Genomic DNA, 17,080 nt, shown 5'->3' on the forward strand with positions numbered 1-17,080 from the left:
CGAAAAAGCCTGTCCGGCGGGATCAGGCGGCGACCACCGCCTTCACCAGACTGTCGGCCGAAATCTCCGCGATGGAACGCGCGCCCGTCAGCGTCATGGCCACCTGCATTTCCTTGGCGAACAGATCCAGCAGGTTTTCGACACCGGCAGCACCGGCCGCCGCCAGCGCATAAACAAAGGCACGGCCGATCATGACGCCATCCGCGCCCTGAGCCAGCATCCGCACCACATCCAGCCCGGAGCGGACGCCGGAATCCGCCAGAATGGTCAGGTCACCCTTCACCGCGTCGGCAATGGCCGGCAGGGCCTTTGCGGAGGAGAGCACGCCGTCAAGCTGCCGCCCGCCATGATTGGAAACCACAATCCCGTCAGCACCGAACCGAACGGCGTCGCGGGCATCGTCGGGGTCCAGAATGCCCTTGATGATCATCGGGCCCTTCCAGAAGTCACGAATCCATTCCAGATCCTGCCAGCCGATGGAAGGGTCGAAATTCTGGCCGAGCCATCCGACATAGTCGGCCAGATTGGTCTTCTGCTGCCGATAGGCGGAAACATTGCCCAGATCATGCGGCCGGCCCAGCAGCCCGACATCAATCGCCCAGGCGGGGTGCATCACCGCCTGGACCATGCGCCGCAAGGGGGCATTGGGGCCCGACATGCCGGAATGGGCATCGCGGTAGCGGCTGCCGGGCACCGGCATGTCGACAGTGAAGACCAGTTTGCGGATACCCGCCGCCCAGGCGCGTTCCAGCGCATTCTTCATGAAGCCGCGATCCCGCAGCACATAAAGCTGGAACCAGATCGGCCGCTCCACAGCCGCCTGCACTTCCTCAATCGAACAGACGGAGACGGTGGAAAGCGTCAGCGGAATGCCCTTCTTGGCGGCGGCGCGTGCCGCCTGCACCTCACCGCGCCGCGCATACATGCCGGTCAGACCGACCGGGGCCAATGCCACCGGCATGGCCACCTTCTCGTCAAAGAACTGGGTGGAGATATCCACCGATCCAACGCTTTTCAGCACGCGCTGGCGCAGCGCAAGGTCGGAAAGATCCTCCACATTATTGCGCAGCGTGCGTTCGGCATTGGCCCCGCCATCGATATAATGGAACAGAAAGGGCGGCAATCGACGGCGGGCGGCCTCTCTGTAATCGGTTGAAGATGATATGATCATGCTGACATCTCCCCCTGGGATGGCTTGTTGCGCAAGGCCCCGGCCCGGCGTGCCCGCGCGGTTTCCTCTTCGATGCGACGCAGGCTGTCTTCCACGAAGCAGAGATGATCCGTCGCGGCCTGGCGTGCCTCATCGGCCCGCCCGGCCAGGATCGCCGCGGCAATGGCCTGATGCTGGTGGTTCAGCTTTTCCGCCGTATCGGGCAGCAGATGCAGCTTGCTGAGGCTCTCGGCGATGCTGACCCGCATCAGGTCGAACAGCCCGGAAATCACCTGCCGTAGCACAAGGTTATGCGACGCTTCGGCAATCGCCATGTGAAAGGCGGCATCCGCGCGTGATTGGGTATCCGGATCGGCCGCACCGGCACAGACCGCCAGCAGGGCCGCCGTCAGGCGCTGCCTGTCCAGATCATCGGCGCGCAGGGCCGCGTGATAGGCGGCGTCAGCCTCCAGCGACTTGCGGATTTCCATGACATCCTGCCAGTAGCCGCCCTCTGTCTGAGCGAGCGGCTGCAGCGGCTGCATCGCCTGTTCCAGCGCCAGTTCCGCGCTGCCCGGGGCGACGAAATTCCCGCCGCCCCGGCGGCTGACGATCAGGCCGCGGCTGATCAGTTGCTGCATCGCTTCCCGCAGCCGTGACCGGGATACACCCAGCTCCGCCGCCAGCGTCCGTTCCGGCGGCAGGCGTGCGCCCGGCGCCAGTTGGCGGGCGGAAATAAGGGCCTTGATCTGATCTGTCAGGGGGGGCATTGGGCTTCTCCTGATATTGGTCATACCAAAATCAGGGGAATTTGCAATATATTCCGCGATAATCAGCCATGATCTGGGCGTCCATCACGATGCGATCATATTTGGTAGGACCAATTATGATCAATGGTCGGCTGTTGCGGCTGCCGGTTGGGGATATTCTTCGGGAAAGCTGTGCAGCGCGCTTTTCACGACCGTCACCGCCCCGTCAATCAACGCGCAGCGGCCGCTACCCGGCAGAATGGCGCAGAGATGATCAAGCGCGCCGACATCGGCGGCGGTGCCCCGGCCGGTGGCGATCCGGTCCAGCAGCCGGGCCATCTGGAACGTGCCGCACGTGCAGGAGGGGCACTGGCCGCAGGAACCATTGGCGAAGAACTCGACATAGTCGGCGACCTTGCGGACGATGCTGGTACCTTCCGACATCACGATCATGGCGCCGGTGCCAAGGCGGGATTGCCGCGCGCGCACCGAATCGAAATCCAGCGCCACATCAAGGTCGCGTGCCGTCAGCAGCGTGTTGGAGGGGCCCCCGGTGAACACGGCCTTGAAGGCACGCCCATCCAGCATCCCGCCGCCATGGGTGAAGACCAGATCCCGCAGGCTGGTTCCCATCGGCAATTCATACAGCCCCGGATTCAACACATCGCCGGAAAGCGAATAAAGCTTGGTCCCGCACGCATCGCCCCGGCCCAGGGCGCGGTACCAGTCCGCGCCGTTGTTCAGGATATGCGGCACATTGGCCAGCGTTTCGGTGTTGTTGATCAGGGTTGGCTGGCCCTCCACCCCTTTTTCAAAGGGAAAGGGCGGTTTGCGGCTGGGGAAGGGGAAGCGCTGGTTCAACCAGGATACGACCGCCGTTTCCTCCCCACCAATATACCGGCCGGAACTGGCGATCACCTCCAGCCGGACCGGCTGCCCGATGATCGGTTCAAGGCCCGTCAGAAGATCGCTGTCCTGCCATTGCGCCACGGCAGTCCGCATTTCGGCGATGCTGTCGGTCTGGTGCGGGTTGACATAGAAGATGACGCGGCTGGCCTGGATGGCGATGGCGGCGATCAGCGCGCCTTCGATGACCTGATGCGGGGTCCAGCGCAACAGGTGGCGATCCTTGAAGGTGCCGGGCTCATCCTCATTGCCGTTGCAGACGACATATTTCGTTTCGCCCTGCATGGCGGCGGCTGCCGCCCATTTTCGCCAGGTCGGGAAGCCGGCGCCCCCCATGCCGCGCAGGTCGGCTGCTTCCAGTGTGGGGATGATGGCGGCGGGCTGGCCAGCGGCCTTGATCAGGCCGACGCCACCGCCCGCATGGCGCCAGCGGTTCAGATCGGCCCCCACCTGGATTGCGGGATGCAGCAGTACATGATTTACCGGTTGCATGATGGTCAGCCTTTCCGCGCCGTGGCCATGTGGGCCCGCAGGTCGAAATTTCCGTATGCCGGATAGAGCAGGGGCGAGCGTGGCCCATCGATCATGCAGGCGTAGGTCAGTTGCCGCTGCCAGTCCCGCACATGTTCCAGCCCGACCCTGCCGGTGAGCGGCGTTCCCGCCAGCGTGGCGGCGGCCTTTCCCGCCTCCCGGCCGAAGACCAGGATGTCGAGCAGGGCATTGCCCATCAGCCGGTTGCGGCCATGGATGCCGCCCGCCACCTCGCCGGCGCAATAGAGACCGGGCACCGCCGTCGCCCCGTGCCGGTCGATCTCCACCCCGCCATTCTGGTAATGCAGCGTCGGGCGGATCAGCAACGGCTCCCGCCGTGGATCAATGCCGCAGCGATCGGCCAGATGCGCCAGGGAGACAAGCTGCCGGGACAGAAGGCCCGGCTTTTCGGCCAGCAGGCCGGGCGTATCGAGCAGGACGCCCACCTGCCCGTCGCGCTCCACGCCCCGGCCTTCGGCACATTCACGCAGGATGGCGGCGGTCACCACGTCGCGGGGGGCCAGCTCATCAATGAACCGTTCCCCAAGACCGTTGATCAGCTTTGCCCCCAGGGAGCGGACGGCCTCTGAAATCAAACCGCCGGCCAGATGCTGCGGCCAGGCTATGCCGGTCGGATGGAACTGGAAGGAATCCATGTCCCGCACCCTGGCACCGATCCGATAGGCCAGCGCCAGACCATCCGCCGTGGCACCATAATGGTTGGAGGTGGCAAAGCCCTGCAGGTGCAGGCGGCCGGCGCCGCCGGTCGCCAGAATGACGGCGCGTGCGCGGATGATGCGCAAGGTGGCATGTTCAAGATCATACAGCACGGCACCGGCACAGTGCCCATGGTCGTTGGACAGCAGTTCCACCGCCGGGTGACGGTTGAGAATGGTCACGCCGCGATCAAGCTCGACCGCTTCGCGCAGCACCCGCATCATTTCCAAGCCGGTAAAGTCCCGATAGCTGAGGATGCGGGCTGCCGTGGTGCCGCCGGCGCGCTTGCGCAGCAGCCGCGCGCCGGGTGTCGGGCCATCCGCCAGATCGAAATGCATCCCCAATTGGATGAGCCAACGGATGATTGCCGGTGCCTTGCCGACCAGCCGTTCCACCAGCGCCGGATCGGCCGCATTGTGGCCGCCCTTCAGGGTGTCGTCATAATGCCGCTGCAGGCTGTCATCGTCACCGACGGCTGCCTGTATGCCGCCCTCCGCCATTACCGTGTTGCTGTCACCGACCCGCAATTTGGCTGCCAGGATGACGCCGGCACCGGCTTCCCGGGCGGCAAGGGCTGCCGCAACGCCGGCCCCGCCGCCACCGATGACGAGAATGTCCGTTGTGACCGGCGCAATGGCGGCCAGATCGACATCGCCGATCAGCGCATTGCCCTGGATGATGCGGGCAAGCACCGGATGGCACCGCGCGCCCTTGCTGGGGCCCACCGTCAGGCGACAGGTGGCCTGCGCACCATAATCGGGATGGAACCGTTCCAGCAGCATCTGCGGGGTGCAATCCGACCGCCGCATCGGCTGCCCCGGTGCGGTTAGCCCGACTTGAAGGGCGGTGCTGAAAGGAATGGCCGTCATTGGGTCCGTGTTCATGGCCATCACGCCCTTTCCGTTTGGTCGGGTGTCATCACATCGCGCTCGATTTCGTTCAGGCGCCGGATCAGGTCGGAGGGGCGCAGGGTCAGCGCCGCGATGGCCCGGCGCACCATCAGCCCCAGATGGTTGGGCCAGATCCGTTCCGGGCAGGCGAGGGTGCACAGATTGCACATGACGCATTGCTCGAAGATGGCGGCGGCGGCCGCGAAATCCCCCGCGACCGACAGCGCCACCCCCTGCTGTACCGACAGCCCTTTCGGGCAGGCGCGGTCGCAACCGCTGCAATGGCGACAATGGGCGGCTTCGGGGAAATAGGTATCCACCGCATCCGACAATTGCCAGAGATCGCGGATGGCCGCGATGTCATAGCGATGGGGTCTATCGGGGGTGAAATAATCGATGAAGCTGACCTGCATGGCGGCCTCCGCCCTGGTTTCGCAGGCAAGGGCCGTGGCGATCTGCCGTTCGCCGTCACGGCGGACCAGGCAGCGGCAGGCCCCACAGACACCCTGTCCCATGCAGCCGACATTGGCGGTCAAGGCTGCACCATCGGCCAGCGCCGCCTGCAGGATGGAAGCGGGGGCTTCCACAGCCACATCCCGCCCATCAATCCTCAAATGAATGATCTCACCCATCGGCGTCTCTCCTCTGCCGCCCTGTGCTGCTGTCAGTTCCTGCGCAAGGGGCGTGCCAGGGAAAGGGGGAGACGATGATCTGCTTGAATTTGCGGGGTTTTCTGCCAGCCCGGCCCGGGGCATGGACAAGCCGCTGTTCGCTTCCCCGCGCATTTCCCTGATCCCTGTTCGGATATCCGACGCCCGCGATCGCTGGCCCTGGGGGCGGGTGCGCGTTCGGTTTTCCGAACGCGCCTTGCATCACCCATCGGTTTTCCGAATGCGGCTGCGGGCCAATGGAGAAAAAGAGCAATGAAATCAGAAGCCTTGGACAAACAGGTCCATTGGCCCGCCATTTGCTTTGTGCGTTGCTTGTTAAGTGCAACGTTAGCGCATCAAACCGACCGGCGCATGATCTACGTCAAGGTCAAGCTTTGGCGAAATGCTAGTTTACTCTGACGGGATATTGAGGGGTGATTGGCGCCGTGGTTGCTTTGAACGCTGGCGATAGCGGCTTTTTGCTGCGTGAGGTGCCGTGCCGTTATGCGGGGCGATGCCAGGGCGCATGTCGACATGCAGGCGACAGGATGTTCGATCCCGATATTTTCACCGATATGGACTGTACGCGCATGGAGCGTCGCCGCAGCTTTCTGCTGTTTGTGGCGGCTGTGGCGCTGTCCATGTTGCTGGGGTTCTTCGCCACCTATTTGTGGGCCGAGCATGACGGCCGCCATGATCTGATGGCGGCCAGCAATGATCAGTTGCACCGCGCCTTTGCCAAATTTGAACGTGAGATTGACAAACTTGGCATCCTGCCGCTGACCGTGGCCATGGATCAGCGGGTGGGTTCCTTCCTGGCCGCTGCCGACCGGGGCGCGCAGGTCAGCGAAATCAATCAGTACCTCGCTACGCTGAACATGGCGGCGGGAACATTGCAGGTCTATCTGGTTGATGCTGGCGGCACGGTGATCGCCTCCAGCAACTGGGCGGATTCAAGCAGCTTTGTCGGCCGCAATATCTCCTACCGACCCTATGTGCAGAATGCGAAGGCCGGTTCCGTCACCGGATATTATGGCATCGGCACCACGGCCAATACGCCGGGCTACTTTTTGGCCACGGCGGTGGAACGCGATGGTGTCCGGATCGGGACGGTCGCGGTCAAACTCGATCTGGAACAGTTGGAGCATGACTGGCTGAACGGCATGGACCAGTTGATGTTCATGACGGATGCGAACCGCGTCATCGTCCTGTCATCGCGGGCGGCATGGAAATATCACAGCCTGGGTCCGCTGGATGCCGCCAAGATCGCTGAACTGAACCAGACGCAGCAATATAACAGCCACGTGATGGATGCCCTTGACTGGCAGGCACAGGCCCCCCACGCCGATGGCACCCTGTTCGTGACGGTGGGGGACGGGCAGGAAACACGATCCTATCTTGCCGATACGCTCTATGTGCCGCCGGTTGGCATGGATCTGACCGTGCTGGTCGATTATTCCAGTGTGAAATACCGGGCGGCGGAAGCGGCGGTGACCGTTGCCCTGCTGATCCTGGTCGCCGCCTTGATCATGCGCTTTGCCAATCAGCGCCGGCTGACGATCCAGGAACGCCTGCTGGCCCGCAAGGTGCTGCAAGAGGCTTACGAACACCTTAAAGGCCGGTTCGAGGATCGCAATCGGCAATTGAACGCAGCGAATGAAGAGCTGCGCCGCGAAGTGGCCGAACGGATCGCTGCTGCGCGCAAGCTGCAGAGCTTTCAGGATGAATTGATCCGCACGGAAAATCTGGCAGTGATCGGCCAGCTCTCGGCCGGCTTGGCGCATGAGATCAACCAGCCGCTGGCGGCCCTGTCCACCCTGTCGGAAAATGCCATCCGCTTTCTGGAACTGAATGATACGGGCACGGTGAAGCATAATCTTGGCCGCATCTGCGATCTGGTCCGCCGCATGGGTGTGCTGACAGGGCAGTTGCGGTCCTTCGCCCGTCGCACCGATGGCGAGGTGGAGCCGGTCAATCTGGAATTATCGGTCGAAAGCGCTATCGCCCTGCTCGGCCACCGCCTGAAGAAGGAAAATGTCCAGGTCGCGCTGCTGAAGCCGGCGCACCCCGTGCAGGCCATGGCCGATGGCGTGCGGCTGGAGCAGGTGCTTGTCAACCTGATCAGCAACGCCATGGATGCGTTGAGCGGTAATGGCGAACCCAAGGTCGGCATCGCCTTTTTCCAGGAGGGGGATCGCGCCATTATCGAGGTGACCGATAATGGCCATGGTCTGAGTGCGGAAGTGCTGGCGAGGCTTTTCGAGCCTTTCTTCACGACCAAGAAAACCAGCGGGCTTGGCCTCGGCCTGGCCATTTCACAAGACATCATCAGAGGTTTCGGCGGCGACCTGACGGCGGCAAACCGCGATTGCGGCGGGGCCATGTTCCGCATTGTGCTGCCGGCCGCCCCGACCAAGGAGTTTCCCCATGAATGAGAGCCAGGTCATCGTCATCGAGGATGACGAGGATGTGCGCCTGGGCTGCCTGCAGGCGCTGAGGTTGGAGGGCATCAAGGCCATCGGCGTTGAAAGCGTCGAAACGGCGAAGCGGACCATCCCGAAGAATTATCCAGGCGTCATTGTCTCTGATATCCGTCTGCCGGGCATGGATGGCATCTCCTATCTCTCCAAACTGACCGAGGCCGATCCAGACCTGCCGGTGATCATGATTACCGGTCATGGGGATGTGGCGACAGCCGTGCAGGCCATGCGCGACGGCGCCTATGATTTCATCCAGAAGCCCTTTGCCTCCCAGCAATTTGTCGGCGTTGTGCAACGGGCGCTGGAGAAGCGCCGGCTGGTGATGGAAACCCGCTCCCTGCGCCGGCAGCTTGCCACAAAGGGCAGCCTGGAAAGCCGGATCGTCGGCCGTTCCCCCGCCGTTGTGGAACTGCGGGAGCTGGTTGAGGCTGTCGGCGCTGTCCCTTCGGAAGTGATGATCCTGGGGGAAACGGGCACCGGCAAGGAGCTGATTGCCCGCTGTCTGCATGATCTTTCCGGCCGCACCGGTCCCTTTGTGGCCCTGAATTGCGGGGGACTGCCGGAAACGCTGTTTGAAAGCGAGATTTTCGGGCACGAGGCCGGTGCCTTTTCCGGGGCGACCAAGCAGCGGATCGGCAAGATCGAATATGCCAATGGCGGCACCCTGTTCCTGGATGAGATCGAGTCCATGCCCATGTCCATGCAGGTGAAATTCCTGCGTGTGCTGCAGGAACGCGTGGTTGAACGCCTGGGCTCCAACAAGCTGATCCCGGTGGATTTCCGTGTCATCGCTGCCACCAAGGCCGACCTGCTGGAACTTTCCGAACAGGGAAAGTTCCGCAGCGATCTGCATTTCCGCCTGAATATCGTCACCATCGACCTGCCGGCCCTGCGCAATCGCCGGGAGGATATTCCGCTGCTTTTCGATTATTTCGTCAGTCAGGCCGCCTTGCGTCTCAACCGCACGCCGCCGCTCATCCGTGATGGCGTCATTCGGGAACTGATGGCGCATAACTGGCCGGGCAATGTGCGCGAATTGCGCAACCAGGCAGAGCGCTATGTGCTGGGCCTGAAGAGCGCCCCTGGCCATGACGCGAGCAATGAGAGTATGCCCCTGTCAACCGCCGTCGAACATTTTGAACGCGGGCTCATCATGGAAGAGCTGAAGCGTAATGACGGCAATATCTCCCGGACGGCGGAAGCCATGGCGATTGCCAAGACCACCTTGTTTGACAAGATCCGCAAGTATGAGATTCGCGTCCGCGAAGCCTGAACGTCTTCTGCCTCATCTCCCTCTGTAATACCACCCCGCCTGAAGGTTGCCCTTCAGGCGGGGTGGAGGCCAGCGACCGCTGGCCCGTGCCACGTGGCACACAAGCCGCGCTGCCTTGATCCGCAGCGCGGCTTTTTCTTTTTCGCTTATACCGGCCTGCTGCTGCGGCAGGCTGTCGCAGACGGTTCAGCGTCGCTCCATCACGGCCGGAAAATGGGCGGCTTACCTGCCTACGAACGTATTTTTTCCTCTCACGGCCCGTGCTGACGGCGGCTTGTTCGGTGGACCGTACGGCCCCACGAACCCTTCTTCGGTTTCCCGAGAATCGCGCGGGCCCAAGTGGGGTAGAAAACAGAAATAAGTTAATAATATCAAATATTTAAATCGCATCCCCTCGCTTGGCACGCCCGTTGCGATGCAGGTACCCGACCGGGCACTGCTTGAAGGCAACCGGCCTGATGCGATCACCGAGAAGGAAGACCGAGATGTCCAGCAACATTGTTACCAAAGTCGAAAAAGCCTCCAAGGGCAACCTGAGCGGGCTTAATCTTCTGCATGACCCGGTCCGCAACAAGGGTACGGCCTATACCCGTGATGAACGTCGTCAACATGGTCTTGAAGGTCTGCTGCCGCACGCGATTGAAACCTTGGACCGTCAGGTCGAACGGGTTCTCGATCACCTGGACCATGTGAAGGAAGATCTGGATCAATACAGCTATCTGATGGACCTGGAGGCCCGCAACGAGACGGTCTTCTACAAGACCGTCATGTCGGACCCCAAGCGCTTCATCCCCATCCTGTACGATCCCACGGTGGCGGATGCCTGCGAGGCCTTTGGCAATCTCTATCGCCGTCCGCGCGGCATGTATATCACCCGCCACATGAAGGGCCGGATGGCACAGGTGCTGCGCAACTGGCCGGAAAAGGATATCCGCTTCGTCTGCGTCTCCACCGGCGGGCGTATTCTGGGCCTGGGCGATATCGGCGCCAACGGCATGGGCATCCCGATCGGCAAGCTGCAGCTCTATACTGCCTGCGCCGCCGTTCCGCCGCAGGTTCTGCTGCCCGTCCTGTTCGATATCGGCACCACGAACGAGCATCTGCGCGCTGATCCCTATTATCTGGGCACCCGCGAAGCCCCGGTAACAGAGGCTGAGCTGGACGAACTGACGGAAGAATTTGTGCAGGCCGTCGCCGAAGTGTTCCCCGGCTGCTGCGTCCATTTCGAGGATTGGAAGGGCACCGACGCCATCCGGATGCTGGACCGCTATAAGGACAAGATCCTCTGCTATAATGACGATATCCAGGGTACAGCCTCGGTTGCGCTGGCCGGGATCGCCGCCGGGCTGAAGCAGACGGGCGGCAAGCTGGCCAACCAGCGCATTCTGTTCCTGGGGGCCGGCTCCGCCGGTCTGGGCATCGCCAAGCTGGTGGCTGCTGAATTGCAGACGCTGGGTCTTTCCGCCGATGAGGCGCGCAAGCGGGTTCGCCTGTTCGATGTCAATGGCCTGATCGAATCCTCCCGCCCCGATCTGACCGAAACCCAGAAGCTGTGGGCGCAGAACGAGAAGCCCTCGAAGAATTTCGTCGAGGTGATCGAACAGTTCAAGCCGACGATCCTGATCGGTGTTTCCACCAAGGCCCGCGCCTTCACCAAGGAGGTGATCGAGGCCATGGCACGGTTGAACGAACGGCCGATCATCTTCGCCCTTTCCAACCCGACCCACAAGGCCGAGTGCACGGCCGAGGAAGCCTATACCTGGTCCAAGGGCAAGGCCTTGTTTGCCGCCGGCGTGCAGTTCGATGAAGTGACTTATGAAGGCAAGACATACCGCCCGGGCCAGGCCAATAATTTCTACATCTATCCGGCCATCGGCCTTGCCACCTATGCCGCCCGCCCGACCCGCCTGAATGACGAATGCTTCATCGTGGCCGCCCATGCGACGGCCGATCAGGTCGGCCCCTCCATGCAGGCCAAGGGCATGTTGTTCCCCAGCCAGGATCATATCCTGGAAACGGAGATCACCACCGCCACCCGCATCGTCGAATACATGTTCAACGCCGGTCTGGCCACCGTTGAGCGCCCTGCCGAGATCCGGTCGTGGATTGAGAGCCTGCTCTACAACCCGGCCTACTGATCCGAGGTGCCATTTCCCCGGCCGGGACGCGATCAGCATCCCGGCCGGGTAACGGGAAAGATCTTGTCATGCACTACTTCGTCGAAACACTGCAAAAATACCCGGAGATCGCCCTATTCCTGACCATTGGCATCGGATTCTGGATCGGCAATTTCAAGATGGGCAAGTTCAATCTTGGGGTTGTGACCAGCACGCTTCTGGCCGGCCTGCTGGTCGGACAGGTCGGGATCAAGCTGCCCGGCGTCCTGCAATCCACCTTCTTTGCCATGTTCCTGTTCTCGGTTGGCTATTCGGTCGGGCCGCAATTCATCCGTGCGCTGCGCAGTGATGGTCTGCCGCAGGTTGTCTTTGCGATCATCATCTGCCTGGTCGGTACCGGCACGGCGATCGCGCTGGGCAAGCTGCTGGGCTATAATGGAGCCCTGACGGCCGGCCTGCTTTCCGGCGGCTACACCAATTCGACGGTGCTGGGTGTGGCCACCGATCTGATCAACCAGTCGGGCCTGCCGGATGTCGATCTGAAGGCATCGCTGGCGCTGCTGCCGGTTGCCTATGCCGTCACCTATCCCTTCGGCACCATCGGTTCAGCCTATGCGCTGGCCAATTTCGCGCCCAAGCTGCTGGGCTTCGATCTGGCCAAGGTTTGCCAGGAATATGAAGCGGCCCATGGCGGCAAGAAGGTTGGCACCACGGCCTATCGTGAATATTCCGCCCGCGCCGTCCGTCTGGTCAGCGAGGCACTGATCGGCAAGACGGTTGAACAGGTGGAGAAGATGTTCGGTAACGAGATCTTCATCCGCCGGATGCGGTCGGTGGAAGGCGGTGTGATCATCGATTGCCAGCGTGATACAATCCTCACCGAGAACGCTATCCTGGCCGTTTCCGGCAGCCTGTCGGCCCTGCTGGCCTATGCCCATGAATTCGGCCCCGAGTTGAAGGATGTCCCGCTGCTGGACTTCTCGACCGAGTTGCTTGATCTTGTCGTCACCAACAAGGCCTATGCCGGCAAGACGCTGGGCGAGTTGATCCATAGCCTGTTTGGCGAACCCGGTCGCGGCGTCTTCCTGACCCGATATACCCGCTCTGACGTTGTCATGAGCATGAACGAAAACATCAAGGTCCAGCGCGGTGACGTGCTGACCATCCTGGGTGCCAAGGCTGACGTGGCCAAGATTGCCAAGGAACTGGGTTATGCCGACCGTCCGGTCGAAGGTTCGGACATGGCCTTCATGGCTTTCGGTATCGTACTGGGCTCACTGATCGGTGCGTTCACCCTGCGCATTGGCGGCATCCCGCTGTCGCTGGGCACGGCTGTCGGCGCTATCGTCGCCGGTATCATCTCCGGTTATCTCCGCTCAACCATGCGCACCTTCGGGCATATTCCCGGCCCGGCCATCTGGGTGTTCAACAATGTCGGCCTGAACGGTTTCATCGCCTGTATCGGTCTCAACGCCGCTCTGGGCTTCGTCGGTGGTATCCAGAATTACGGCTTTGCCCTGTTCCTGGCCGGTACCCTGGTCACGCTGGTGCCGATCATCGTCGGCGTCCTGCTGGGGCATTATGTGTTCAAGTTCCACCCCGGCATCATGCTCGGTGCTGTTGCGGGTGCCCGCTCCACCACGGCCGCACTGGGGGCGTTGCAGGAAATGTCCAAGAGCAATGTGCCCGTCGTCGGTTATGCAACGGGCTATGCGACGTCCCGGCTGGTCATGGCATTGCTGACCATCGTTGTCGTCAACGTCTTCTGAAACATCCGCTGAGTCAGTGTTATGCCAAGCTGCGGTGGGTCATACCCACCGCAGCTTGGTTTGCATGTTGTGGGGTGCCTATGACCTGCCCCCCTAGGTCCTGTTGACAAAAGATGGCAACCATAGTTTTGCGGCGGCGATGTTAAGGAAGGCGAGAAATGACATGGCGGTTTTGTCGTATCTGGTAGCAATACGCCTGAACTGCTTGAGGCGATTGAACATGCGCTCGACCAGATTTCGGTCTTTGTAGCTTTCGACGTCATGCGGGATGGGCTCACGCCTGTTCGCCCTTGAGGGGATAACGGGTAGGATGCCGTGGATGAGCAGGTTCTGCCTGACGTCGTCACCGTCATAGCCCTTGTCAGCCAACATCAGCTTGGGTTTGGGAACATCCAGGTCAAACAGGTCTGGGACGGCCTCATAATCGGACGCGTTTCCTCCGGTCAGGATAAAGCCGAGAGGACGTCCTTGACCGTCCGCACGGGCGTGGATTTTGCTCGTAAAGCCGCCGCGGCTTCAACCAAAGCCGTCCTTATGAGTCCCCCTTTTGCGCCGGCGGCCTGACTGTGCCCCCGGATGGTGGTGCTGTCGATCATATGCTGCCAGTCGTCGGTCAAGCCGAGATCGACCAGTGTCTGGAGCAAGGCGTCCCACACGCCTTGCTCCGCCCACCGTCGGAACCGCACATAGACCGAGTTCCATTTGCCATATCGCTCGTGCATATCGCGCCATGGACAGCCAACCCGGAGAACGTAAAGCATCCCGTTCAGGAAACGACGATTGTCATGGGCGGGGCGGCAGCCCCGACCCCGTTCGGCCGGCAACAGCGAACCGATGATCTTCCACTCCGCGTCTGTAGCGTCACCGCGCATCAACTGACCTCCGGTAAAGGTCAGCGTTGAATCACGTCACAGAACGTTTGGAAAGACCTTTGTCAACAGGGCCTAATCGATCACAGCGTCCCTCAACTCCGTCGCTGGGTCCGGAAGCCTGACAGGGTCTACCCTTCCCCCCGCCGCAACAATGGCCTTACCCTGGATGAAATCGCGCGTGACACCGATGCAGTCGAGCGCGATAAGCCTTTCATCCCGGAGATAAGCAACCGAGAAGGCACCATCCTCCGGACGCCCGCGCAGCAGCATACGGTCGTGGCCGCCGGACAATCCCACCGATTGGATCTTGACCTCATACTGGTGGGACCAGAACCAGGGGACGGCCCGATAGGGTACCGGATTTCCCAGGATCGTCGCGGCCAAGGTCTTGGACTGGTCGATGGCGTTCTGTACGGATTCAAGGCGGATCGGTCGGTCCGCAAAGCTGTTATGGTGAAGGGCGCAATCTCCAGCAGCCAGGATGCGTGGGTCATCCGTCCGGCAGTATTCGTCAACGGCAACCCCGTCAGGACAGTGCAGACCGGCATCGGCGAGCGGCTGCACGTTCGGCACGATGCCGATGCCAACAATCACCAGATCGGTGGGAAATACCTCGCCCCCGGCCAGCCGCACGGCACAAACCCGGCCCCCGGCCTCTTCCAGGCCGGCGACTGATGCACTAAGATGAACATCGACACCGCGCGCCCGGTGCATCGCCAGGAAGTAGCTTGAAACCGGCGGGGATGTGACGCGGGCCAGCAGACGATCCTGGGCCTCCAGCACCGTGACCGCATGGCCGGACAGGCGCAGGACGGCCGCCATCTCCAACCCGATATAGCCGCCGCCAATCACAACGACACGACGTGCCCCACCATCCACTTCCGCCTTCAGCCGATCGATATCGGCGATGGAGCGAATGTAATGGATGCCTTCCAGCCCGCATCCGTCACAGGTTAACCGGCGCGGACGCCCCCCCGCTGTCCAGACCAGATGCCCATAGGACAGACAGGCGCCATTATCCAGCATGACGGCACCAGCCGGACGATCCACCGCGACCACCCGCCGGCCGGTCAGCACCTCCACCCCGCGTGATGTCCAGAAATCGGCCTTGCGCAGGAACAGTCTTTCCGCATCGCGCTTGCCGGCCAGATAATCCTTGGACAGCGGCGGACGTTCATAGGGAAGGAAAGCTTCCTCCCCCACCATGGTGATCGGCCCCGCATAGCCGCCCTGGCGCAGCGATTGCGCCGCCTGTGCCCCGGCCTGACCGGCCCCGACAATGATAACTGCGTCGTTCTGTGCGGTCATCTCACACCCCCGCCTTTTCGGCCATGTCCAGATATTCGCGGACAAGCTTGTGCTTCAGTAATTTACCCGTCGGTTCACGCGGAAGGATTGGGCGGAAATGGAAGATGCGGGGCACTTTGACCCCGCCCAGCCGTTCCCGCAGGAAGGCCGACAGAGTTGCAGCCGACGCCTTTTCATCCGCCGTCCCTTCCGATGGCTGCACCACGGCCACCACCACCTGCCCCATTTCCAGGTCCGGCATGCCGAACACGGCGCAATCGGCAACGGATGGATGTTCGATCAGGCAGTTTTCGATCTCCTGGGGATAGATATTCACCCCGCCGGAAATGATCATGAAATTCTTGCGGTCTGTCAGGTAGAGATAGCCATCCTCGTCCAGCCGCCCGATATCGCCCAGCGTCGCCCAGCCGCGATGATTATAGGCAGCGGCAGTCTTGACCGGATCATTGTGATATTCGAACCGGGGACCGTCGGCGAAATAGACGTTACCAACTTGCCCGACGGGCAGTTCATTGCCGTCATCATCGACGATCTTCACCGTCCCCAGGATCGCCTTGCCGACAGAGCCTGGCTTTGCCAGCCATTCATGGGCCGACAGGGCAGTGATGCCACATGTCTCGGTCCCTGAATAATATTCGTAGATGACAGCCCCCCACCAATCGATCATCGCCTGCTTGACCGGCACGGGACAGGGGGCGGCCGCGTGGATCGCGGCCCGCATTGAGGAATGATCATACCGCGCCCGCACCTCCTCCGGCAGGCGCAGCAGCCGCACGAAATGCGTCGGTACCCAGGTGGAATGGGTGATGCGGTATCGCTCGATCAGGGCAAGCGCTTCCTCTGCATCGAACCTCTCCATGATCACCACGGTGCCGCCGAACCGGTGAACACTCATTGCCCAGCGCAGGGGCGCAGCATGGTAGAGCGGCGAGGTGGAGAGATACACCATATCCGCGCCCATGCCATAAAGGGCGCGTCCCATGCTGACCAGCGGCGTGGGCTGGTCAATGGCACCGGCGGGCAGCGTCGGCTTCACGCCTTTGGGCCGTCCGGTGGTGCCCGATGAATAGAGCATTTCCGTGCCCGGACTTTCATCCTTGACGGGGGTCACGGGCAGGGCAGCGCAGGCCTCCCCCCAGGATGGCAGGTCGGCCGTACCGGTAAGCGCAAAGGCCTGCACCTGCGGCAAGGCCTCGACTGCCGCCGCCGCGACCGGGGCCAGCCTGTCAGACACGACCAGAACCTTGGCGCCGCAATCGCCCAAGATATAGGCGAGGTCCGCGACGCTGGATTTGGTGGAGATGCTGGTCAAATACAGCCCCGTGCGCTGCGCCGCCCAGGCCAGCGGGAACAAGGCCGGCTCATTGTCGATCATCACCGCCAGCACGTCGCCCCGGCGCAGACCCAGCGCCCGCAGCCGGTAGGCAGCCTGATTGGCCCGCCGGTCCAGTTCGTCATAGCGAAGCACCTCTCCGCTATCGGCCATGATGCAGGCGGGTTTGGCTGGCGTGGCCAGGGCGTGATGGCGCGGATGCATGATCGATGGACCTCCCGGATATTCCTTCATGCCGGGCAATTGCGGCCCGGTTCTGGACGCCACCTGACCGGATGGAGGGAACCAAGACAAGGCAAGCGCAGGAATTGGCAAAAAGGGCGGCAGGCCTGTGT

At 62.0% G+C, this 17,080-nt stretch carries 12 protein-coding genes; 4 read left to right on the plus strand and 8 right to left on the minus strand.

Going from position 1 to position 17,080, the window contains the following annotated elements:
- Nucleotides 1-22: 22 nt before the first annotated feature.
- The 5 genes from lldD to PCJ49_RS15055 form a co-directional block, all read right to left on the minus strand.
- Complete coding sequence (gene lldD, locus PCJ49_RS15035) at nt 23-1,171, minus strand: FMN-dependent L-lactate dehydrogenase LldD (protein ID WP_269911627.1); 1,149 nt, start codon at nt 1,169-1,171, stop codon at nt 23-25.
- Nucleotides 1,168-1,920: an FCD domain-containing protein gene (locus PCJ49_RS15040; protein WP_269911628.1), complete on the minus strand. Its 753-nt coding sequence runs from the start codon at nt 1,918-1,920 to the stop codon at nt 1,168-1,170. Before PCJ49_RS15040 ends, lldD begins: the two co-directional genes overlap by 4 nt.
- 120 nt (nt 1,921-2,040) lie before the next feature.
- Nucleotides 2,041-3,297, minus strand: a complete 1,257-nt coding sequence (locus tag PCJ49_RS15045; protein ID WP_269911629.1) for an NADH-ubiquinone oxidoreductase-F iron-sulfur binding region domain-containing protein — start codon at nt 3,295-3,297, stop codon at nt 2,041-2,043.
- Between the two features lie 5 nt (nt 3,298-3,302).
- Nucleotides 3,303-4,943: an FAD-binding protein gene (locus PCJ49_RS15050; protein ID WP_269911630.1), complete on the minus strand. Its 1,641-nt coding sequence runs from the start codon at nt 4,941-4,943 to the stop codon at nt 3,303-3,305.
- Nucleotides 4,943-5,575: a 4Fe-4S dicluster domain-containing protein gene (locus tag PCJ49_RS15055; protein WP_269911631.1), complete on the minus strand. Its 633-nt coding sequence runs from the start codon at nt 5,573-5,575 to the stop codon at nt 4,943-4,945. The genes PCJ49_RS15050 and PCJ49_RS15055 overlap by 1 nt, the downstream gene beginning before the upstream one ends.
- Nucleotides 5,576-6,141: 566 nt before the next feature.
- Between PCJ49_RS15055 and PCJ49_RS15060 the strand changes: the two genes are divergently transcribed.
- The 4 genes from PCJ49_RS15060 (at nt 6,142) to PCJ49_RS15075 (ending at nt 13,232) form a co-directional block, all read left to right on the plus strand.
- Nucleotides 6,142-8,028, plus strand: a complete 1,887-nt coding sequence (locus tag PCJ49_RS15060) for an ATP-binding protein (protein WP_269911632.1) — start codon at nt 6,142-6,144, stop codon at nt 8,026-8,028.
- The gene (locus PCJ49_RS15065) at nt 8,021-9,346 is read left to right on the plus strand and encodes a sigma-54 dependent transcriptional regulator (RefSeq protein WP_269911633.1); all 1,326 of its coding nucleotides are present in this window, start codon (nt 8,021-8,023) and stop codon (nt 9,344-9,346) included. The genes PCJ49_RS15060 and PCJ49_RS15065 overlap by 8 nt, the downstream gene beginning before the upstream one ends.
- A gap of 485 nt (nt 9,347-9,831) precedes the next feature.
- Nucleotides 9,832-11,484, plus strand: a complete 1,653-nt coding sequence (locus PCJ49_RS15070) for an NAD-dependent malic enzyme (protein WP_269911634.1) — start codon at nt 9,832-9,834, stop codon at nt 11,482-11,484.
- A gap of 68 nt (nt 11,485-11,552) precedes the next feature.
- A complete protein-coding gene (locus PCJ49_RS15075; RefSeq protein ID WP_269911635.1) occupies nt 11,553-13,232 on the plus strand; it encodes a TrkA C-terminal domain-containing protein in 1,680 nt (559 codons plus the stop codon).
- 443 nt (nt 13,233-13,675) lie between these two features.
- Here PCJ49_RS15075 and PCJ49_RS15080 read toward each other — a convergent pair whose 3' ends face one another.
- From PCJ49_RS15080 to PCJ49_RS15090, 3 genes are all read right to left on the minus strand, one after another.
- The gene (locus PCJ49_RS15080) at nt 13,676-14,104 is read right to left on the minus strand and encodes an IS5 family transposase (RefSeq protein WP_269911636.1); all 429 of its coding nucleotides are present in this window, start codon (nt 14,102-14,104) and stop codon (nt 13,676-13,678) included.
- Between the two features lie 72 nt (nt 14,105-14,176).
- Nucleotides 14,177-15,412 (minus strand): FAD-dependent oxidoreductase, encoded by a 1,236-nt coding sequence (locus tag PCJ49_RS15085; protein WP_269911637.1) that lies wholly within the window; start codon nt 15,410-15,412, stop codon nt 14,177-14,179.
- Nucleotide 15,413: 1 nt separating this feature from the next.
- A complete protein-coding gene (locus PCJ49_RS15090; protein ID WP_269911638.1) occupies nt 15,414-16,949 on the minus strand; it encodes an acyl-CoA synthetase in 1,536 nt (511 codons plus the stop codon).
- Nucleotides 16,950-17,080: the final 131 nt, after the last annotated feature.

Origin of the sequence: Niveispirillum sp. BGYR6 (genome assembly GCF_027568365.1) — a bacterium.
Taxonomy (GTDB): domain Bacteria; phylum Pseudomonadota; class Alphaproteobacteria; order Azospirillales; family Azospirillaceae; genus Niveispirillum.